The 19,344-nt window shown below is 45.4% G+C and carries 19 protein-coding genes and 2 rRNA genes; 14 read left to right on the plus strand and 7 right to left on the minus strand.

Features of this window, described 5'->3' with window-relative positions; all coding sequences use genetic code 11:
• The first annotated feature begins 119 nt into the window (after nt 1-119).
• From ACLWNV_RS08505 to ACLWNV_RS08515, 3 genes are all read left to right on the plus strand, one after another.
• Nucleotides 120-3,060 (plus strand): 23S ribosomal RNA (locus ACLWNV_RS08505).
• Nucleotides 3,061-3,314: 254 nt separating this feature from the next.
• Nucleotides 3,315-3,431, plus strand: a 5S ribosomal RNA gene (rrf, locus tag ACLWNV_RS08510).
• Nucleotides 3,432-3,819: 388 nt separating this feature from the next.
• A complete protein-coding gene (locus tag ACLWNV_RS08515) occupies nt 3,820-4,263 on the plus strand; it encodes a DMT family transporter (protein WP_413587502.1) in 444 nt (147 codons plus the stop codon).
• A gap of 137 nt (nt 4,264-4,400) precedes the next feature.
• On the opposite strand, the gene ACLWNV_RS08520 is transcribed toward ACLWNV_RS08515, so the two are convergent.
• Nucleotides 4,401-5,024 carry an NADPH-dependent FMN reductase gene (locus ACLWNV_RS08520; protein WP_413587503.1) on the minus strand — a complete coding sequence of 208 codons (624 nt, stop codon included), beginning with the start codon at nt 5,022-5,024 and terminating at the stop codon, nt 4,401-4,403.
• Nucleotides 5,025-5,230: 206 nt separating this feature from the next.
• On the opposite strand from ACLWNV_RS08520, the gene ACLWNV_RS08525 reads away from it, so the two are divergent.
• Nucleotides 5,231-5,353, plus strand: coding sequence for a hypothetical protein (locus ACLWNV_RS08525; protein WP_413587504.1), 123 nt, complete (start codon nt 5,231-5,233; stop codon nt 5,351-5,353).
• A gap of 220 nt (nt 5,354-5,573) precedes the next feature.
• On the opposite strand, the gene ACLWNV_RS08530 is transcribed toward ACLWNV_RS08525, so the two are convergent.
• Nucleotides 5,574-6,206 (minus strand): chalcone isomerase family protein, encoded by a 633-nt coding sequence (locus tag ACLWNV_RS08530; protein ID WP_413587505.1) that lies wholly within the window; start codon nt 6,204-6,206, stop codon nt 5,574-5,576.
• A 92-nt stretch (nt 6,207-6,298) separates the two neighbouring features.
• Between ACLWNV_RS08530 and ACLWNV_RS08535 the strand changes: the two genes are divergently transcribed.
• The 8 genes from ACLWNV_RS08535 to ACLWNV_RS08570 all read left to right on the plus strand — a co-directional run bounded on the left by ACLWNV_RS08535 (nt 6,299) and on the right by ACLWNV_RS08570 (nt 13,092).
• Nucleotides 6,299-7,672, plus strand: a complete 1,374-nt coding sequence (locus tag ACLWNV_RS08535) for an HD domain-containing phosphohydrolase (RefSeq protein WP_413587506.1) — start codon at nt 6,299-6,301, stop codon at nt 7,670-7,672.
• Between the two features lie 87 nt (nt 7,673-7,759).
• A complete protein-coding gene (locus tag ACLWNV_RS08540) occupies nt 7,760-8,257 on the plus strand; it encodes an organic solvent tolerance protein (RefSeq protein ID WP_413587507.1) in 498 nt (165 codons plus the stop codon).
• A gap of 18 nt (nt 8,258-8,275) precedes the next feature.
• A complete protein-coding gene (locus ACLWNV_RS08545; RefSeq protein ID WP_413587508.1) occupies nt 8,276-8,653 on the plus strand; it encodes a RidA family protein in 378 nt (125 codons plus the stop codon).
• Nucleotides 8,631-9,215 carry a YdcF family protein gene (locus tag ACLWNV_RS08550; RefSeq protein ID WP_413587509.1) on the plus strand — a complete coding sequence of 195 codons (585 nt, stop codon included), beginning with the start codon at nt 8,631-8,633 and terminating at the stop codon, nt 9,213-9,215. The genes ACLWNV_RS08545 and ACLWNV_RS08550 overlap by 23 nt, the downstream gene beginning before the upstream one ends.
• A gap of 113 nt (nt 9,216-9,328) precedes the next feature.
• A complete protein-coding gene (locus ACLWNV_RS08555; RefSeq protein ID WP_413587510.1) occupies nt 9,329-10,111 on the plus strand; it encodes an MlaE family ABC transporter permease in 783 nt (260 codons plus the stop codon).
• The gene (locus ACLWNV_RS08560; RefSeq protein WP_413587511.1) at nt 10,111-10,821 is read left to right on the plus strand and encodes a cell division ATP-binding protein FtsE; all 711 of its coding nucleotides are present in this window, start codon (nt 10,111-10,113) and stop codon (nt 10,819-10,821) included. Before ACLWNV_RS08555 ends, ACLWNV_RS08560 begins: the two co-directional genes overlap by 1 nt.
• On the plus strand, nt 10,818-11,786 hold the full coding sequence (locus tag ACLWNV_RS08565; protein ID WP_413587512.1) for an MlaD family protein: 969 nt from the start codon (nt 10,818-10,820) through the stop codon (nt 11,784-11,786). The genes ACLWNV_RS08560 and ACLWNV_RS08565 overlap by 4 nt, the downstream gene beginning before the upstream one ends.
• Nucleotides 11,787-11,832: 46 nt before the next feature.
• A complete protein-coding gene (locus ACLWNV_RS08570; protein ID WP_413587513.1) occupies nt 11,833-13,092 on the plus strand; it encodes an FtsX-like permease family protein in 1,260 nt (419 codons plus the stop codon).
• Nucleotides 13,093-13,141: 49 nt separating this feature from the next.
• Here the strand turns inward: ACLWNV_RS08570 and ACLWNV_RS08575 are convergent, their stop codons facing one another.
• Both ACLWNV_RS08575 and ACLWNV_RS08580 read right to left on the minus strand, forming a co-directional pair.
• Nucleotides 13,142-13,963 (minus strand): 2,3,4,5-tetrahydropyridine-2,6-dicarboxylate N-succinyltransferase, encoded by an 822-nt coding sequence (locus tag ACLWNV_RS08575; protein WP_413587514.1) that lies wholly within the window; start codon nt 13,961-13,963, stop codon nt 13,142-13,144.
• A 9-nt stretch (nt 13,964-13,972) separates the two neighbouring features.
• Complete coding sequence (locus tag ACLWNV_RS08580) at nt 13,973-14,626, minus strand: M14 family zinc carboxypeptidase (protein WP_413587515.1); 654 nt, start codon at nt 14,624-14,626, stop codon at nt 13,973-13,975.
• Between the two features lie 44 nt (nt 14,627-14,670).
• On the opposite strand from ACLWNV_RS08580, the gene lysA reads away from it, so the two are divergent.
• Nucleotides 14,671-15,846, plus strand: a complete 1,176-nt coding sequence (gene lysA / locus ACLWNV_RS08585; RefSeq protein ID WP_413587516.1) for a diaminopimelate decarboxylase — start codon at nt 14,671-14,673, stop codon at nt 15,844-15,846.
• Here lysA and murI read toward each other — a convergent pair.
• From murI to ACLWNV_RS08600, 3 genes are read right to left on the minus strand one after another with little or no spacing between them, the layout of a single operon-like run.
• Nucleotides 15,843-16,643 carry a glutamate racemase gene (murI, locus tag ACLWNV_RS08590; RefSeq protein ID WP_413587517.1) on the minus strand — a complete coding sequence of 267 codons (801 nt, stop codon included), beginning with the start codon at nt 16,641-16,643 and terminating at the stop codon, nt 15,843-15,845. The two genes, lysA and murI, sit on opposite strands and share 4 nt — an antisense overlap.
• A 1-nt stretch (nt 16,644) precedes the next feature.
• Nucleotides 16,645-17,682 carry a guanosine monophosphate reductase gene (locus tag ACLWNV_RS08595; protein WP_413587518.1) on the minus strand — a complete coding sequence of 346 codons (1,038 nt, stop codon included), beginning with the start codon at nt 17,680-17,682 and terminating at the stop codon, nt 16,645-16,647.
• A complete protein-coding gene (locus ACLWNV_RS08600; protein ID WP_413587519.1) occupies nt 17,675-18,352 on the minus strand; it encodes a hypothetical protein in 678 nt (225 codons plus the stop codon). The genes ACLWNV_RS08595 and ACLWNV_RS08600 overlap by 8 nt, the downstream gene beginning before the upstream one ends.
• A 95-nt stretch (nt 18,353-18,447) precedes the next feature.
• Between ACLWNV_RS08600 and ACLWNV_RS08605 the strand changes: the two genes are divergently transcribed.
• Complete coding sequence (locus ACLWNV_RS08605) at nt 18,448-19,335, plus strand: NmrA family NAD(P)-binding protein (RefSeq protein ID WP_413587520.1); 888 nt, start codon at nt 18,448-18,450, stop codon at nt 19,333-19,335.
• Nucleotides 19,336-19,344 lie beyond the last annotated feature (9 nt).

Consider the following 19,344-nt stretch of genomic DNA (forward strand, 5'->3'; position numbering starts at 1 on the left):
TTCAACAAATTGAGTTGGTCTGTTAGAGGTGAATAAGAAGTTTCGCGCTTGAACGATTTTCGTTCTTTGACAATTGAATAGATTGATTTAGTTGATTTTTAGCGAGGTTAGTTCCATTTTTTAAAGCTACAAAGGGCTTACGGTGGATGCCTTGGCACTAAGAAGCGATGAAGGACGTGGTAAGCTGCGATAAGCTTCGGGTAGTGGCACACACACTTTGACCCGGAGATTTCCGAATGAGGAAACTCATCATTTTATGATATCATTCACTGAATACATAGGTGTCTGAAGCGAACGAGGGGAAGTGAAACATCTCAGTACCCTCAGGAAGAGAAATCAATTCCGAGATTCCCCCAGTAGTGGCGAGCGAACGGGGAACAGCCTAAACCTTTTTCATTTATTTGAAAGAGGGGTCGTGGGACCGCGATATGGGACCGGAGAGTATAGAACAACAGTCTGGAAAGTCTGGCAAGATAGGGTGATAGCCCCGTGTTCGAAATGCTCAATGGCTCTAGCGGCATCCCGAGTACCACAAAACACGTGAAATTTTGTGGGAATCTGTGAGGACCACCTCATAAGGCTAAATATTCCTTAGTGACCGATAGTGAACAAGTACCGTGAGGGAAAGGTGAAAAGAACCCCGAGAGGGGAGTGAAATAGAAACTGAAACCGTAAGCTTACAAGCAGTTAGAGCCCCTTACGTGGGTGATAGCGTACCTTTTGCATAATGAGTCAGCGAGTTATGTTTGCAAGCGAGATTAAGCCGTTGAAGGTGTAGTCGTAGCGAAAGCGAGTCTGAATAGGGCGTTTAGTTTGCAGGCATAGACCCGAAACCCGGTGATCTAATCATGGACAGGTTGAAGCGAGGGTAACACCTCGTGGAGGACCGAACAAGTTGAGGTTGAAAACTCTTTTGATGATCTGTGATTAGGGGTGAAAGGCCAATCAAACTGGGTGATAGCTGGTTCTCCCCGAAATATATTTAGGTATAGCGTTGAGTAAAAAGTATCGTGGAGGTAGAGCACTGAATGGGCTAGGGGTCTTTACCGGATTACCAAACCCAAATAAACTCCGAATGCCACAGATATGTTCCTCAGCAGGCAGACGCAGGGTGATAAGGTCATGCGTCGAGAGGGAAAGAGCCCAGACCAACAGCTAAGGTCCCTAAATGCACGCTCAGTGGAGAACGTTGTGGAGTTACTTTGACAACTAGGAGGTTGGCTTAGAAGCAGCAATCCTTTAAAGAAAGCGTAATAGCTCACTAGTCTAGTGACTCTGCGCGGAAGATACAACGGGGCTAAGCGTGTTACCGAAGCTTTGGATTAAGATATTTTATATTTTAGTGGTAGGGGAGCGTTCTAGCGTAGGATGAAGGTTGACCGGTAGGACAGCTGGACGAACTAGAAGTGATCATGCTGACATAAGTAGCGTTGAACTCGGGTGAAAAACCCGGGCGCCGAAAACTCAAGGATTCCTGGGTAAAGATAATCTTCCCAGGGTTAGTCGAGTCCTAAGATGAGGCCAAGTGGCGTAATCGATGGCAAAACGGTTAATATTCCGTTACCTAGCAAATTGTGTTTAAGGAATGACGGTATAGGCTATCTCAGCCTCTTATTGGATTGAGGTGTAAGCGTGTAGGTGGTGTCGTAGGCAAATCCGCGGCACATAACACTGAGGCGTGAATGCGAGGATCTTTGATCCGGAAGTGAGAAAAGCCATGTATCCAAGAAAAGTTTCGTAAATTTAGATTTGTTAGCTCGTACCGTAAACCGACTCAGGTGAGTGGGGTGAATATCCTAAGGCGATGGGGTGAATTTTGGTCAAGGAACTCGGCAACTTAACACCGTAACTTCGGGAAAAGGTGTGCCCGCGAGAGTGTAAGGATTTACTCCCCAAGCTTTTTCGGGTCGCAGAGAAATGGGAGTAGCGACTGTTTATCAAAAACACAGGTATGTGCAAAGTCTCAAGACGAAGTATACATACTGACGCCTGCCCGGTGCTGGAAGGTTAAGAGGATTAGTTAGCGCAAGCGAAGCTGAGAATCGAAGCCCCAGTAAACGGCGGCCGTAACTATAACGGTCCTAAGGTAGCGAAATTCCTTGTCGGGTAAGTTCCGACCTGCACGAATGGCGTAACGACTTCTCCGGTGTCTCGACCAAATGCCTCGCGAAATTGAATTCTCGGTGAAAATGCCGAGTACCCGCAGAAAGACGGAAAGACCCCGTGAACCTTTACTGTAGCTTGGCAGTGATTTTAGAGTTGGCATGTGTAGGATAGGTGGGAGACTTTGAAGCAGGGGCGCTAGCCCTTGTGGAGTCAACCTTGAAATACCACCCTTGGCACCTTTGAAATCTAACCTGCTGCTCTTTACGAGCAGAGGGACACTGTCTGGTGGGCAGTTTGACTGGGGCGGTCGCCTCCCAAAAAGTAACGGAGGCGCGCGATGGTCCCCTCAGCCTGATTGGAAACCAGGCGTCGAGTGCATTGGCATAAGGGGGCTTGACTGCGAGACCTACAAGTCGAGCAGGTGCGAAAGCAGGCCAAAGTGATCCGGTGGTCCCGCGTGGAAGGGCCATCGCTCAACGGATAAAAGGTACTCCGGGGATAACAGGCTTATTCCATCCAAGAGTCCATATCGACGATGGAGTTTGGCACCTCGATGTCGGCTCATCACATCCTGGGGCTGGAGCAGGTCCCAAGGGTTTAGCTGTTCGCTAATTAAAGTGGTACGCGAGCTGGGTTCAGAACGTCGTGAGACAGTTTGGTCCTTATCTTCTGTGGGCGTATGAGATTTGAGTAGACCTGTCCTTAGTACGAGAGGACCGGGATGGACGAACCTCTGGTGTTCCTGTTGTTCTGCCAAGAGCAATGCAGGGTAGCTATGTTCGGAACTGATAACCGCTGAAAGCATCTAAGCGGGAAGCAGACTACAAGATAAGATCTCACTGGGGCTTCGGCCCCCTAAAGACTCCTCGGAGACTACGAGGTTGATAGGCGGAAGGTGTAAGTACAGTAATGTATTCAGCTGATCCGTACTAATAGGTCGTGAGGCTTTTTTAAAAAAACATTCTTCTAACTTTTAAGTTACGAAGATTTCGTCTCTAAGACTTCCCTTCATTGGGAACGAGAGACTAGCTCTCTGAATAAGTAAGAGAGTTAAAACTTGGAACTAACAACGACTCGCTAAAAATCAATTAAATCAATCATTCAGTTGTCTGAAATAGAAAGTAACTTCTCCATTTGTATTGGAAGTAAGTTGCAAAGAAGAACGACGAAGTATAAACGTACTTCATCTTTGTTTTAATAAACGCTTTGCTGGTGTTTATAGCAGAGGGGCCACACCTGATCCCATTCCGAACTCAGAAGTTAAGTCCTCTTGCGGCGATGGTATTGCATGGGCGACCATGTGGGAGAGTAGCACGACGCCAGCTCTTTTTTTACTCGAACCCGGTCTGGAAACAGATCGGGTTTTTTTATGTCTGAAATATAAAGCAATTCATATTTATTTTGAGTACAAAATAAAGCCTAAAATACTACTAAAGTTACGTCTAAAATATCAAAATGATCGTCTCGATTTGAGACCGTGAAACGTCTTAAGTTATTGAATTTAGGCGCATAATTAAAATTAGTCCAGTCGCGAGAGCTTTTTGTCGGGCGCCATGATATTCTACTAGCATCAAAAAACAGGAACTTTCTTCCTGTTCGCTTTTTAAGTCTTTTTTCCGCATGGATTCAAAAAAAGATCTCCCAGAGAGTCATCTGGGCAAGGGAACTAAAAACTGAATAAACGACAAGAAAGGTCATCCTAAACGGTGCTTTATGCCATATGCATATCTTGCGGCGGCAATTATTTTCGAGATCCTGGGTACGATCGGAATGAAATACGCAGATGGGTTCACTCGGCTGATTCCATCCGTGTTGATGGTTCTGTGTTTTGCTATTTCTTTTTTCTGTATTACGTTTGCGCTTAAAACTCTGCCGGTCAGCGTGGTTTATGCTATTTGGGCAGGAGTTGGTACAGCCATCATGGCAGTACTTGGACTTGTTATTTTCAATGAACCTTTACCAATGCAAAAGGTGTTGGCGACATCATTAATTGTGTTGGGTGTTGTGATGTTGAATTTCTCTGGCGAAAAGCCGGTTGATCAAGTTGCAGCTGAAACTGAAGTGAAAGAGTTGAAAACGGCTCCAGAAAAAATGGTGATTACACCAGCGGTTGAGCTTCGATCGCGATCTGCTGTCGTAAATCGGAATTCCGGCTAATTATTTAATAAGAAAAAGCAAAACAGAAGAACGAAAAAAGACCGAAGAAACTCTTCGGTCTTTTTTTGTTACAATGGTAATCGCAGAGGCAAGGATCAATCCAGGCTCTGACTACTCTGATGCAAGTCATGGACATACTAATGGGGATGGTTTTCATCGTGACTTTGTTTTTGCTCTTCGAAGAATTCATTGAGTCGATCAAAGGGCGTTTCGCTGCGCGAAGCGTATTGAAGAAAGCCATGCACAAGTTTTTTTAAGCGTTCGGTTTGTTTTTGATCCTTGAGTTGATCTTGTTCGTCGTATGCTGTTTCGGCAAACGCCACTCCAAAGTAATCCGGATACACAAAAGCTTTTAGAACATGAAGAGGAACTCTGCTGTGGAAATTGCCTTTTATCGCAGCAAATTGACTTATAGAGGCGCCAATTAGCAGGATCTGCTTTCCTTCAAGTGGCACGGGTTTAAGGCGCGACAGCCAGTCTATGGCGTTTTTGAAGGGGCCTGGAATGCTGCCATTGTATTCAGGCGAGGAAATGATGATCGCGTCGGCGCCAGTGATTTTCTCAGCGAGCTTGTTTACGCCGTCAGGAATTCCTTTTTCGGTTTCCAGGTCGCCATCATAAAGGGGCATCGGAAATTCGTTAAATTCGCAAAGTTCAACTTCGGCGCCAGGAAATTCTTCGGCAAAAGATTTCGCGATGCGAATGAGTTTTTTGTTGTAGGAACCTTTTCTAAGAACTGGAGCAAAACAAAAGATTTTCATTCGAACATCCTTTCATGTAGCGACAGGACTTTTCGGGGATAAGAAAACAGTCTGTGGTGCAAATCCAGATGCCGATGTGTTGCTCAATATTGGCGTATGAACTGCTCTTGCCCAGATTCTTCGGACGCAGGAAATCTACTCTCAGTCGGTACAGTCACTGTCTTGAATATTTTAAAAGGTAATTCCATTTCCTGAGAATTCTTAAAGTGTTTTTGCTAACAAACACGTCTGAGATGGTTTGGGTTGGCGAAGAACCTTCGGGTGTAGAAGACGTATTGGTGAGCTTGAAACATAAGATTTTAAGTAATATTGGAAATTATGTGGTTTAGAAGAGTTTCAGTGCTTGAGTGTGGAGACATCTATGATGGTTTGGCAGCGGTTTTTTCTGAAAAAACACATGGAGTGAAATTAAAGAAGTGGTGAAGCTTAAAGAAGTGGAGTGAAGTTTGAATTTGCGGAGTGAAGATTAATGAAGGCCAGTGAAGATTAAATAAGCGGATTGAAGTTTAAAGAAGCCGGTAAGGTGCCGACTTCTTTAAATGAAGATGGTTATTTTAGAATGGATTTTTTTAGTTGAGCGACGCCATCGTCCGAGGGTTTTCCCAACCAGATAGAGAATACTTTTTCAATCAGGCCCGCGGGGCCTTTGATCTCTGTGACACTGCCGGTGGTTGTTTCATAGGAGATTTTTTCGTTACCGTCTTTAAGGCGTGTACCCAGAATAGTAAGAGCTTTTCCTTTTTCCGCTTCGCCGCCTTTTGAAACCGCATCCAGGAACTGTTTGATTTGGGCGTCATCTAAATTTACAGAATTAGCTTTTAGAGCATCTTTGAAAGACTTCTGAACATTATCTGCATCCACTTCGCGCATGAAGTGCAACTGAATGGCTACGGCTTTTTGATCTTTAAGGGAAGTCATAGGATCGGCTTTGTTAAGCTTCCCTGTATCTGCGACGTATAGTTCGCCGACGTAAACTTTTACATTTACCATAAACACTTTTTTAGCGCGCAGTCCGGCTCCAACTTCGCTCAGTTTGATTTCTTCACCTTCTGAGTTTGTCGTGGCGGAAGATGAGAGAGTCACACTCTCCAATTTGTTGGTGCTGGCCTCTGTTTTAAGAAGGGCAGCATTTGCAGATAAGGAAACCAAAACGGAAAGAATGGGAATAATGATTGTTTTCATAGCATTAGAATTCGGGGATCGATCTAGATTGTCAATTTAGTTTCAAGAATTTCTGGTAGCAAGTACGGGTATAGCGTAACATATCGGTGTTTATGGCAGAAAAACGTCCTGCAATTTTCTTTCGACAGAAGTTGGAGCTCTTGCTGTTGAGTCAGCGAGAGGATGTGTTATCCCGTGTGCGCAGTCTCATCTCAACTCACGGATTCACGTTTCGTCACGTTCTTGCGTTGGATGATGTGAAGAATCGTCCTTTCGAAACACAGCGAGCCGTTGTCATTGTTGTTGCACAAGAGGAATCCGAGCACATCGGTGCATTCTCCGAACGTATTCTGGGATTGGTTGAGAGATTTCCATTATCCACGATATTCACTCTTACTCATGAAGCTCCCGACAAGAATAAATTTTCTGGTCCGAAGTTTTCCCGGGTCATTTTAATTACGCCGCTGGATTTTTTTAAGAATTTCAAATTTGAATACATGCTACTTTTAAAATGCCGGGCGCGTTTTTTCGACATTCTGCCCACGGATTTATTTTCGATGACCACGCTGCCTTTTACAGTGTTTGTGCGAATGCCAGTAAACCAAAGAATTATGGGTGTCGCCTTCCGGGGAGTCGTTCTTTCGGATTCCAAGTATCAAAAAATGCTGACGAAAGGAGGCTTCTTAATTCAAGGTTCTGAGGCACAGGTTTATTTGGATTATATCAATACTTACTTTGATCGCTCAGGCATGTCCTTACGGAAAAGAGTTCGTGCGCACTTCGTGGCTATTGCAGCTTTGTGGGCGGAATTGAGTGAAGTCACGTTGTTTGAATTTAAGACTGCAACTGATGCAGAAATCAATGGCATATACGAACAACTTATCAAAACTGCCGGTCTTTTTGTCGAAACCATGCAAAGTGAAGAAAATCTTTGGGATGCGTTTTTGGAGGCCATGGATAATGACCTCTTTAACAAATGGCGAAGCCCCTGGGTGGGTGTATATGCTGCCTATATTTCGGTGAAATCTGGCGTGGGAAATCCTGTTGATGCGTTACTTGCTGGATTATTATGCGATGTCGGATTGTTTGATATTCCAGATGAAACATATCAGCTGTTTTTGAAGTCTGGTGAATCGGCTCTGGATCCTCAGCAGACTGATGAGTATCGCAAACATCCGATGATGTCTTTGAATCGTTGTTTGTTCAAAAAAATTCCAGTGAGTGAACAGGTCAAAGCTATAATGGTTTGTGTCCACGAACGAGCAGATGAACGTGGTTTTCCGAGTCAGACGCCGTTTGACATGGTACCGGTTGAAGCATCTCTGATCCGATTTGGTGAACTGATTGATCTTGGAACCCGAACCACAATGCATGAAAAGTCCATAGGCTTTCGCTATCTTCGAGAGAAGATCTGGGATGAAGCCAAGTCTAAAACAGGGAATTTTAGCCCTGCATTTCTTGAAAAGATCTCGGAAAGTCTTCTGTAGGTTTGACACCTATTGTAAGAGTTAGATTCCTTTTGCGCCGACAAAAGCTTTTGCATTTAATAGAGCCTTAATTAAGGAGTTTGTAGAATGCTTAAAGTTTTAGCATTGGTGTTTGCAGTTTTGACGGGCGTGAGTGTTGCTGAAGCCAAAGATTTAACCAATCGCCTGGGCGTGGGAGTTAAATCACATTCAACGCTGGATCTTCCGGAGCTGGCGGTGGTTTATAACCCTTCTTCAGAAATTCAAGTTACTGGTGGATTGGGAATTGATACGCAAAAAGATCAATCCAAGTTCGCAGTTCTGGCTGGAGTTAGAAGAACAGTTTTTAAAGAACAAAACATGAACTTCTACATGGGTGGCACTATCGGTTTGTTGAATTGGGAAGAGCTTAACGATGCGGGTACCAGAGAAAAACAATCCGGTTTTGAATTGGATGCGGTATTTGGTGGTGAGTTTTTCTTTACCGGTCTTGAGTCCCTGGGTTTTACTTTCGAAGGCGGTGTCGGCGTTATTTCTGCTGACAATGTTCGTTTCAGAACTATCGCAGACAGCCCATTCCGCGCAGGTATTATTTTTTATTTCTAATTCATAAAGGATGTTTATATGAAAAAAGTTATTCACACAGACAACGCACCTAAAGCTGTTGGCCCATATTCACAAGCAGTTGCAATGGGTGATTTTTTGTTCTGCTCCGGTCAAATCTCGATCGATCCGAAAACAAACGAAGTGTTCACGGGCGATATCAAAACGCAAACAGAGATGGTGATGAAAAATGTTGAAGCGGTGCTTGGCGCCAACAACATGGATTTTTCAAATGTTGTTAAAACCACAATCTTTCTTACGAACATGGCTGACTTTGCGGCTGTAAATGAAATCTATGCGAAAGCTTTTACAGCAGCTCCTCCAGCTCGTTCCACAGTGGCTGTAGCCGCGTTGCCAAAAGGCGTGAACGTGGAGATTGAAGTTCTTGCTCACCGCTAAGGCGCTGGTTCGCACACGCATATTCTGGATTGTGATTATTCTGGGAGCGCTGATCACTCAGCGCTTTGTGCGTGAATACCATTTTATCGAAAATGAGCCGATGATCTTCTGGACGCGAACTCAGAATGCCGATTGTGCAGTCGTTCTGACGGGGGGAGCGGGGCGGGTGCGCGAAGGTTTTGACCTTCTTGCAAATCAGAACGTTAAGAAACTCGTCATTTCTGGTGTCTACTCCAACGCACGCATGAGAGAAATCATGCCGGTTTGGCCCTTCTATGGAAGTCTGAATGAAAATGATGTGGTGTTGGACCGTCGTTCTGAAACGACGTTTGGTAACGCCCAACAAAGCTTGCCTATTGTGGAAGCTCTTAAGTGCCGTGATATCCTGTTGGTGACTTCACGCCTGCATATGTATCGTTCCTATAAAACCTTTCGAGCGGCATTTCCTGAGAATATATACATTCAAAAACATCCCATTGTGGGAGGCCGTTACGAGGCTTCGGTCCTGGAGACCGGTTTTGAAGCATTAAAGTCTTTCTTTTATTCCTTGTGGGCATACTAAATCCAGACCTTGGTTTGTAAACGAAAGTTCTATTTTTACCGATAAATTCCCTAGGAAACTGGGGAAATCAGATGAATTCTTTACTCTTACAAATCGACTCCCTTGGGAGATTTGTGACAAAGAACATGGAGTACACGTGGCGTGTTCTCCTGATGGTTTATCTTTCTCTTCGTGCCACCGTTCTGGATCAGACACAAGGGGCACGCCAAATCGTACGAGTCATTTCCGCACAAATTTATTTTACCGGCTGGCAGGCGCTTCCTTTGGTGAGCGTTCTGGCTTTGGCGTCGGGAAGTGTATTGGTGTTGCAGTCTCTGTCGAATCTTTCAAAATTTGGTGGCTCGCAGATGGTGGGGCCGTTTCTGATCGTGATGGTGTTGCGGGAAGCAGGTCCGCTACTGGTGGCGCTGGTGGTGACTGCGCGCTCTGGAACAGCGGTCGCTTCCGAAATTGGTAATATGCGTGCCAATCGCGAAATCGAAGCCCTGGAAGTCATGGGAATCAATCCACTAAGTTACATCGTTTTCCCTCGGGTTCTGGGTGGCGTGATCAGTATGCTGTGCCTGGCATTTTATTTTAATTTTGTGGCATTGATCGGTGGTTTTTGTGTCACGAAGTTTATTCAGGACATGCCGTTTGCGTTTTATGCGGAATCATTGATGACGGCGTTTTCTCTCGATGATTTTTGGATTTTCCTACTGAAGAACAGTTTTAGTGGAATGATTATATTCGTTGTTTCCTGTTATCAGGGACTGTCCGTGAAAAAAAGTCCCACTGAAGTCCCACAGGTCACCACGCAGGCGGTGGTGAACAGTATCATTTTCGTTATCGTATTTAATTTAATTGTAACAGCTTTGTTTTATTTAAATCAGTTGCGCAATCTGGGGGTTTTATAATGAAAATCGAAAATTTAAAGTTTGATGGCGTATCGTTTTCGCATGAGGGGCAAGATCCGGTCATTGCGAATGTTGAGTTCGATTTTCCCATGAATGAAATCCTGTGGGTGAAGGCCGAAGAGGGTGCAGGGAAAAGTTCTTTATTGCAGATTCTGGCAGGATTGCAAATGCCCCAGTCAGGTCAGTTTTTGATCAACGGTCAAAACGTATGCGAAATGTCCTTTGAGGAATTTTTGCCGTATCGCTTGCAGATTGGTTATTCCTTTGATTACGGCGGTTTGATCAACAATCAAACACTATTTGATAATATGATGTTGCCGCTTTTGTATCATAAGGTTTTAAGCCCCGAGGATGCCAAAGCGCGAGTTGACGAAATTTTTAAAATCTTTGATGTGACGAAGTTTGCCCATGAAAGACCGGCTCATGTGCCGGGGCGCTTGCGTAAGCTTACGTGTTTGTTGCGTGCGATGGTGATGCGCCCGCAGATTTTGTTGCTGGATGATCCAAGTGTGGGCTTGGGGCAGGACAGTATCTATACCTTGGTGGACTATATTCACCAGTTGCGTAAAGAGGGCTGCTTAAATCATGTTTTTATCAGCTCCTATGATGAAAAATTCATGAACTTGTTCAATTACCAAATCGTTCATTTGGATGACGGTCAGTTGTACTTCCAACCCGTGGATCCAGAGAAGAGAGTTGTCCATCTATGATGAATGTAAAGTTCAATAAATTTGAACGAGTTGCAGGACTTTTTGTAGGCCTCGCTATTTTTGGCGTGCTGGCTACTGCTTTCAGTATTGCTGTGAAGCAGGGATGGTTTGACTCGAAAACCTACTACACGACGACCTTTGATAATGCCGATGGTCTGCATCAGGGGACCACTGTGCACATGGCGGGTCTTCGTGCAGGTGCCGTTGAAGAAGTGGAACTTCGTGCGGATAATAAAATCCAGGTCACGTTCTATGTGTTAAGCAAATTCCAGGAGCGCATTCGTCAGGACAGTACGGTTCAGCTGAATCGTCCGTTCATTATTGGCGAAAAAATTCTGGAAGTAACAGTTGGATCTGAGAATGCGCCGGTCCTGGCGGGTAATGCGTTTATTCATTCGAATGAGTCTATGGATATTGTTTCCATGTTAAGCAGTCGAAATATCAGTATGACGATGTCCCGAGTGGGCGGCCTCCTGGAAAATCTGCAGATGCTGGTTGAGGCTTTTGCGGATAAAGACCGTGCGGCGAGCTTTGTACGTGTGATCGACCGTATGGATCCGCTGATGAAAAACATGACGGTGATGTCCCAGGAAGTTATTAAGCTTTCCAAGCAGGCGACCGCAAATGATTCGATGGAAGTTTTGATGAAGAATCTTGCGACAACCACCACCGAGATCAATCGTATTTTGCCCGAGCTCAACCGACAAAATCCTGAACTCGCAAAAGATTTAGCGGTGATGACGCAAAATCTGGCAGTGGTCACTCAGGCAGTGGGACCCGCAGCTAAAGAATTGGGGCCAGAGTTTCCGCAGGCTTCTCGTCGTATGCTTGAAGTGCTGAATGAAACTGTCGTGACTTTAAAAGCGATGCAAAAAAGCTTTTTCATGGAAAGCAATGTTCGCGAAGTTCGCAAAGAGGAAGCTCTGCAGCGTGCTCCCGCAAATTCTAAAACCGCAGATAAATAGCCTATAAAAGGCTTGAATCCCACCAATGAAACAATAAGATGAAGAGATGCTAGTTGGGCATCTCTTTCGTCATTTTATATTCTCTAAGCGCGCGGGGGCGTTGATTCGTCGTATCGCATTTTTGTCCATCGGTGGCATCACCGTCAGCGTAACAGCATTTTTGGTTGTTCTTTTTGTGATGAATGGAATGAATGCCAGTATTCGTAAGCGCATCCTGGGGCTTGAACCTCATTTGTACGTGACTGTGCCCGGCGTGCAAAACGCCATGGGACTGGAAACTCATCCGGTTTATTCCCGAATTAAAGAGGACCCTACAACGCAGGCCTATGTATATGAAACTCAGGACGTGATCTTGCGCAGTCAAGACGGTCAGTTCCGGGGAGCATTCGCTCGTGGAGTTACGCGGCAGAGTCTGGAATATTTTATTTCTGAACTAGCACGACTGGATGCCGAGAAACCTCAAAATGCACGGGGAGGACCTCCTTCCTACGTTTGGGATCCACAGGATGTGCCTGATGAGGGAGAAGTTGTTCTTGGCGTTGATCTGGCTGCATCGCTTGGGGTTTTTGATGGGGATTTCATCACTGTGGTTTCTCCTACGGGTTTACTTTTGCCTCCAGGACAAACTCCAAAGTTTGAACGTGTGAGAGTTAAACGAGTGGTTACGACGGCGTTGCCGGATGTAGATGCGCAGTTTCTTTTTTATCAGCGCGGTAAAGCGTTGAAGGCCCTGGGTAGCGGAGATCTAAAAAAATTGGGTATCGAGATGTGGCTTGCTGATGATAGCCGCGTGGATACCGTTAAGAATGATTTGATGAAGTTCTCGGATGTTCAGGTGGAAACCTGGATGGAACGTAACTCGGCCTTGTTTTATGCTCTGAAGTTAGAAAAGCTGACTATCGGTGTTTTTCTGGGACTTGCTGGAATGATCGCCGCAAGTTCCATCCTGACTGTTCTCGCGTTATTGCTGTCACAGAAACGACGCGATATCGCCGTTTTGCGTACCATCGGACTTTCTGGAAAACAGACGGTTAAGATTTTCACGCAAATTGGTTTCTTGTTAGCCGGATCGGGCGTGCTTATGGGAGTGGTTATCGGAACTGGGGTGAGTTTGTACATTCAAAACAACCCTCTGACGATGTGGTCCTCACAAACCTTCTATGACACGACAATCCCGAGTCTGGTTGACTGGTGGTTGGTTTTCGGAGTTCTACTGGTGAGTTCGTTGATTGCGTTACTTGGGTCCTATATTCCTGCAAGAACCGCAACGGATGTTCAACCTTCTGAAGCTTTAAGAATGAAATAATAAAAAAGCCCGCTCAACTAGCGGGCTTTTTTATTTACTGATCTTTTCTTTAAACGCTCACTTGGAAATCTCTAAGTGCATCTGTCAAAGATGTTTTTAAATCCGTGCTCGCCTTGCGCTGACCAATAATCAATGCGCAAGGGACACCAAATTCGCCTGCGGGGAACTTTTTCATTTGTGTGCCAGGAATGACAACGGAGTTCGCAGGAACGCGGCCCTTCATTTCAACCGGCTTGCTGCCAGTTACATCAATGATTTTTGTGGAAGCTGTGATTGTTACACCAGCTCCTAAAACTGCACCTTCTTCAATAACGGCACCTTCAACTACAATGCAACGACTGCCGATGAAGGCGTTATCTTCAACGATAACTGGAGAGGCCTGTACGGGTTCTAAGACTCCACCAATACCCACGCCGCCGGATAGATGTACGTTCTTACCGATTTGTGCACAGGAACCTACTGTAGCCCAAGTGTCTACCATTGTTCCGCCACCCACATAGGCGCCGATGTTAACGTAGGAAGGCATCAGGATCGCACCTTTTTCGATGAATGAGCCTTTGCGTGCCAAGGCATGAGGGACGACGCGAACACCGTCTTCTTCAGACCATTTTTTAACCGGAATCTTGTCAAAGTAAGTGAAGTCTCCGGCCTGCATGACTGTCATTTGCTGAACACGGAAATACATCAGAATGGCCTTTTTAACCCATTCGTTGACCATCCATTGATTGTCTTTCTTTTCAGCGACACGCAGGCGACCGGCATCCAAGCCCTCGATCACTTCGAAGATCGTTTTCAGATCGTTGGCCATAAGTTGATCAACGCGTTTGCCATTTTGAATTTCAGTATAAAGTTGCTCGACAGATTGTTGCATGGTGGCTCCTTACTTATCGTAAACTTTTAAAGCGTCCAAAATTGCAGGGACATGAATTTTGATAATGTCTTCTGCAATCTGACCGCGTTCAATTTCATAGGTTAATGTCGGGCATGGTCTTTCAAGGCCTGCGTACGTACCAAGGCACCCTGGTGTTGGATAGCCGATATCGTCGTCGATTTTATATCCCGTGTGTTTTTCAAGAACCTTGGCGAATGCATAGCAGTCACCATTCACATTAAGAACCGGCTGCCAGGAGTGCAGTGATAAAACCAACTGAGGTTTTTTCTCATCAAGAAACTTCATCAAACCATGGTTTTCTGATTCGCTGCCAGCTTTTGGTCCCGGGTGGTAGCGTGGAGTTTTAATTTCTGGCGACCAGTCTTTTGTTGGCAGATTGCGGTTCAAGTCCACGCCATTGCCATTACCACGGGTTTTGTAAATCACGCCTTCCAAATTGAATTGCGGCACCAAAGTCAGTTTGAACTTGTGATCAAATGAGTTCATGAAATGTTTTAATAATTCTTGTGCGCAGATCACGCCTTCAATTTCATCTCCGTGAACTCCACCCAAAATCAAAATTTCCGGGCTTCCCTCATGGCCAAACTCATAGGCCAGCACGGGCATGCCTTTGGAAGTGTAAGTAAAAATAGAAGTTTTCATGACAAACATCCTTTGTTCGGCAATGATATTAGCACGAGGTTTTTGTGGAATACATCAATAATGAGCTTCATTTTGGGCCGGATAAAAAGAACTTAATGTCGTTGTGCGCGAATTACATTCGTCCCATCTACGTGTATGACCTCGCATTTATTACTCAACGGTTTAAACAATTGGCAACAGCGCTTGATGGGGTGCGTTTATATTTTGCAGTCAAAGCCAATCCGAATCCACAAGTATTGCAGTGTCTGAAGCTGGCCGGAGCTGGGGCGGATGTAGTTTCATTGGGTGAAATCAAGCGAGCGTTGGAAAGTGGATTCTTACCCGAAGACATCGTGTATTCAGGAGTGGGTAAGACACGCCATGAAATTACTGAAGCCTTAAAGCTTGGTGTTCTGCAAATAAATGTTGAGAGCCTGCCAGAATTGGAACGCATCGGTCAGATTGCCCAGGAGCTGGGAAAAAAGGCGTCGGTTGCTTTACGTCTGAATCCCGATGTAAGTATCCAGACGCATCCTTATATCGCGACTGGCCTTCGCGATAATAAGTTCGGAATGGAATTGGGTTTGCTTCCTGAGTTGTCCCAGTGTTTGAAGAGGTATGCAGGCTCTCTTGAGTTAGTTGGAGTGAGTTTGCATCTGGGGTCGCAGATGCTTGAGTTTTCAGGATATCAAGAGGCGTTGACAAAGCTGAAGGCTTCTTTTTTGAATCTTAAAAAAGATTTTCCGACTCTTCGACGATTTGATTTCGGCGGGGGCTTGGGTGTGGTTTATGAGAAATCAGAACTGGATCTTGAAGCCCGGTTGTTAAATGAGTACGCAGGTATTACCAAAGGAATTCTGGCGGATCTTAACTGTGAACTGCAGTCAGAACCCGGGCGATGGTTGGTGGCCCATGCAGGGGTTTTGTTGTGTCAGGTTCAGTACGTTAAAAAGACTTCAGCAAAAACCTTTGTGATTGTGGATTCGGGAATGAATCACCTTATTCGTCCGTCGCTCTATGAGGCCGAACATCGCATTCTACCTTTATTAAAAAATCCCGAAAGCATTACTTGCGATGTTGTGGGGCCGATTTGTGAATCTTCAGATTTCTTTTTGAAGGATTACAGTATGCCAGTGGTAAAAGAAGGCGACTTTGTAGCGATTCTGGATGCCGGGGCCTATGGGTATTCGATGGCCAGCACCTACAACCTGCAGGAACTGCCTTTGGAGATTTGTATTTAATTTAGATCGACGACTTTAAATTCGTCAGCTTTAACCGGCTTTAAAATTTTCAAAGCCATTTCGGTAAAATGCGCTGATGAATCCGTCGTCATGATTTCTATTTTCTGATGACTGGAGTTGGCGTTTCTGCCCAGGCGATTTTTACTGAAATCACGTTCCAACCAGCGTGCAATAGCTTCGCCAGAATCTACCAGCTCGATGGACGATCCAGTCACTCGTGCTATGGAGTTTTTTAATAGCGGGTAGTGCGTGCATCCCAGAATCAAAGTATCGATCGAGTGCTGCAGAATTTGGCTTAAGTAGCGAAACACAATCAAATTGGTCACAGGATCTGAATCCCAGCCTTCCTCCGCTAACGGCACAAATAATGGACAAGCCTGGTCGATGACTGAAGCAGACGGATCAAGATCCATGATTTTGTGTGAGTACGCTTTGCTATTGATTGTGGCTCTTGTACCAAGGACGCCGATGCGTTTGCTTTGACTGACTTCAAGTGCTCGCTGAGCACCTGGGCCGATCACATTGTAAATCGGGAGACCTTCAAGTTCCGGTTCAGGAACTTGTGTTGAGGCTGTATTGCAGGCAATGACAATAGCTTTCACATCCAGCTTTTTTAGAAACTGGATGTTTTGTTCTGAATACTTGCGAATGGTGTGAGCAGATTTAGAACCATAGGGAAGACGGGCCGTGTCCCCCAGATAGAGAAAACTCTCGTGGGGAAACTGCATGGCCAATTCTTTTAGAACTGTAAGGCCACCGATGCCTGAATCAAATACCCCTATGGGTCTGGAATCCATTTTACTTTACTCCGTGTGCGCGAGACTCAGAGATACCATTAGAAGACATTTCCATAAAGAGGGCTTTGTCTTTTATCTCTGCAATGCTTGTTGCATTGATGTAGCTCATGCCGGAACGGATCCCGCCAGTTACTTCGTGGATGACGTCTTTAACGTGTCCTTTAACATTTACCTGAGTGGATTCGCCTTCTGGTGCCATGCCTTCAGGAACTCCTCCGCGCCAAGAATCCTGGGCAGAGCGGGAAGCCATTCCGCGGTATTGCTTTTTACCGTTTTTGATTTCCCCTGGAGTTTCGATAGTACCTGATAACATGCTACCAAGCATGACCGTGCTAGCACCAGCTGCAAATGCTTTTACCATGTCGCCAGATGTACGAATGCCGCCGTCGGCGATCACAGGGACACCGTGGGCAGAGGCGACTTCTGAGCATAGGGCAATGGCCGTCAGTTGCGGAACTCCGCAACCCGTGATGATACGAGTTGTACACATGGAGCCGGGTCCGATACCAACTTTGATTGCATCTGCGCCCGCTTCAATCAAATCACGGGCAGCATCTGGAGTGGCCATGTTTCCTGCAATCAAGTCCACGTGTGGATATTGATCCTTAAGCCATTTCATTGTTTCCATCATCTGCACGGAGTGTCCGTGAGCGATGTCGATAGTGATGATATTAACTCCGGCTTCAACCAGTGCCTTAGAGCGGGTTTTGAATTCTTCGCCCACACCAACGCTTGCGGAGATCAATTTTACGCCGGCCTCTTTCAGGCGGCGGGCCTGTGCAGATTGTTCTTCAGTGGAAATAAAGCGGTGAAGAATTCCCATGCCTCCCAGGTTGTGCATTGCCAAAGCCATATCGTATTCAGTCACCATGTCCATGTTGGCGCTGATAATGGGAGTTTCCATAGTGAAATTACGAGTTACTTTTGTCGTCAAATTTGGATCGCGACGAGAGCGGATATCAGAACGTGCCGGAATGATGAGTACGTCATCAAATGTCAGGCCTTTTCCACGATTTTTTACTTCTTTCCAATTAAACATGAGATTCATGTCGTCTTACCTCGTCTTTAAAAACATTAAACAAAAGCTGTGTTGAAATGATCAGTAAATAAGTATCCAGCAAATTCAGTATCAGACTGGCTACCGGTGTTTTCCAGAGCAGTCTGTAGGAGTCAAACAAGCTGGTCAGTATCAGGGGGATAAAAAGATGAAACAAAACCAAAATGCCGGTGATTTTAAACCAGTGTTTGCGAAAGACCTTGGCTGAAGCGGATAAGGCATCAATTTGACCTTCGTCATATTTTCTGGAGCTTGTTACTACAAAAGGTACCATGCTGTACTCCAGAAATTTCCAGATTCCAGGAAGGATGAAAAGCAAAGCCCAAAGGAGTGTTTTTCCCCAGGTACGCAAAGTTTCGATAAAGATTTGATTTATATACTTTCCGTAAAATTCGGAAAGACCTTCTGAAATCTTCTCGGACTGCATGGCAAATAATGCTGTGGTGATCAGGAGTACAGGGAAAATGATGCTGCTGATGATCGACAGGAAGCCAAACCAATAAACTTGAGGAGCGGCACCCATCGGATCCCGCAACGCCGTTTCGACTTGTTGATTGAGAAATTGATCGATGTTGCTGGACAACACCAAAAGTACGAATAGAGGAAAAGCGACTTTTTTAAAAACCTTCAGGTTCTCGGTAAAAAATTTCACCTCACAACTAAAGCGAGAAACCAGGGGGGAGTCAAGCGGACCTTTGTTAATATACACCTGTATAAAGAGTCACCAAGTCAGGATAATCAAACACTATGAAAGAACGCATTTTGGTGACCGGTGCTACCGGAAAAATTGGACAAGAGGTGGTGGGACGGCTTTTGGGAAGACGAGCGCATTTTGTTGCTGCAAGTCATCGTGATTCCATTTTTGCACCCGAAGTCAGGCATTTGAAATTGGACTTGGGCGAGCGAAGCTTGGTTGCTGAGATGACGAAAGAGATTGATTTGCTGTTTTTGAATCTTCCGATATCAGAGTCCATGTTGCTTTTTGCTCAAAATACAATCATGTCCGCTAAAAATTCGGGCGTGCGTTTTCTGATATTGAACTCCATTTTGGGAGCAGACGCGGAATCGGAATTTTTACTCCATCGCATGCATGGCCAAGTCGAGGAAATGGCTCGTGACAGCCGCATTCCCTTCGCGATTATTAGGCCTAATCTGTTTATGCAAAGTTTCGTGTCGAGGCATGGCGAATCAATTCGTCAGGGCGCTCTGTTCTTGCCTGAAGGTGAGTCGCGAAGTTCCTACGTTGATATTCGTGATGTCGCAGATGTGGCGATAAAAGTGATCGAAAATCCCTGGCTTTATGAACATCGCACGATCAGTCTGACGGGGCCCGAGGCTCTGAGCAATGAAGATGCTTTAAACAAAATATCCTCCGTGTTAGGGCGCAGGGTGAGTTACGTCCCGGTGACTGAAGAGTCTGCTAAGCACCGGATGTTGCGCGAGGGGATCAGTCCCTGGATGACCGAAGCGTTCTTAAGTCTGCATCGTTCTGTAAGGCAAGAGATGGCGGCATTAATTCATCCTAGCAATGAACAGGTGCGAGGTGTAGCGCCGCGAACCTTTGATGATTTTTGCAGAGAAGTTTCCCATCAGTGGCTTCTAAATTCTAATTCTTTGCGTGAAGCCTCATTGTGACCTAAGATT

Origin of the sequence: Bdellovibrio sp. HCB274, from assembly GCF_047306075.1 — a bacterium.
GTDB lineage: Bacteria > Bdellovibrionota > Bdellovibrionia > Bdellovibrionales > Bdellovibrionaceae > Bdellovibrio.

Excerpts from the sequence above, each read along its gene's own strand:
- ACLWNV_RS08515 (WP_413587502.1), top strand. The coding sequence starts at position 3,820 with ATGCCATATGCATATCTTGCGGCGGCAATTATTTTCGAGATCCTGGGT.
- ACLWNV_RS08520 (WP_413587503.1), bottom strand. The coding sequence starts at position 5,024 with ATGAAAATCTTTTGTTTTGCTCCAGTTCTTAGAAAAGGTTCCTACAAC.
- ACLWNV_RS08530 (WP_413587505.1), bottom strand. The coding sequence starts at position 6,206 with ATGAAAACAATCATTATTCCCATTCTTTCCGTTTTGGTTTCCTTATCT.
- ACLWNV_RS08535 (WP_413587506.1), top strand. The coding sequence starts at position 6,299 with ATGGCAGAAAAACGTCCTGCAATTTTCTTTCGACAGAAGTTGGAGCTC.
- ACLWNV_RS08540 (WP_413587507.1), top strand. The coding sequence starts at position 7,760 with ATGCTTAAAGTTTTAGCATTGGTGTTTGCAGTTTTGACGGGCGTGAGT.
- ACLWNV_RS08545 (WP_413587508.1), top strand. The coding sequence starts at position 8,276 with ATGAAAAAAGTTATTCACACAGACAACGCACCTAAAGCTGTTGGCCCA.
- ACLWNV_RS08560 (WP_413587511.1), top strand. The coding sequence starts at position 10,111 with ATGAAAATCGAAAATTTAAAGTTTGATGGCGTATCGTTTTCGCATGAG.
- ACLWNV_RS08565 (WP_413587512.1), top strand. The coding sequence starts at position 10,818 with ATGATGAATGTAAAGTTCAATAAATTTGAACGAGTTGCAGGACTTTTT.
- ACLWNV_RS08570 (WP_413587513.1), top strand. The coding sequence starts at position 11,833 with ATGCTAGTTGGGCATCTCTTTCGTCATTTTATATTCTCTAAGCGCGCG.
- ACLWNV_RS08575 (WP_413587514.1), bottom strand. The coding sequence starts at position 13,963 with ATGCAACAATCTGTCGAGCAACTTTATACTGAAATTCAAAATGGCAAA.
- ACLWNV_RS08580 (WP_413587515.1), bottom strand. The coding sequence starts at position 14,626 with ATGAAAACTTCTATTTTTACTTACACTTCCAAAGGCATGCCCGTGCTG.
- murI (WP_413587517.1), bottom strand. The coding sequence starts at position 16,643 with ATGGATTCCAGACCCATAGGGGTATTTGATTCAGGCATCGGTGGCCTT.
- ACLWNV_RS08595 (WP_413587518.1), bottom strand. The coding sequence starts at position 17,682 with ATGTTTAATTGGAAAGAAGTAAAAAATCGTGGAAAAGGCCTGACATTT.
- ACLWNV_RS08605 (WP_413587520.1), top strand. The coding sequence starts at position 18,448 with ATGAAAGAACGCATTTTGGTGACCGGTGCTACCGGAAAAATTGGACAA.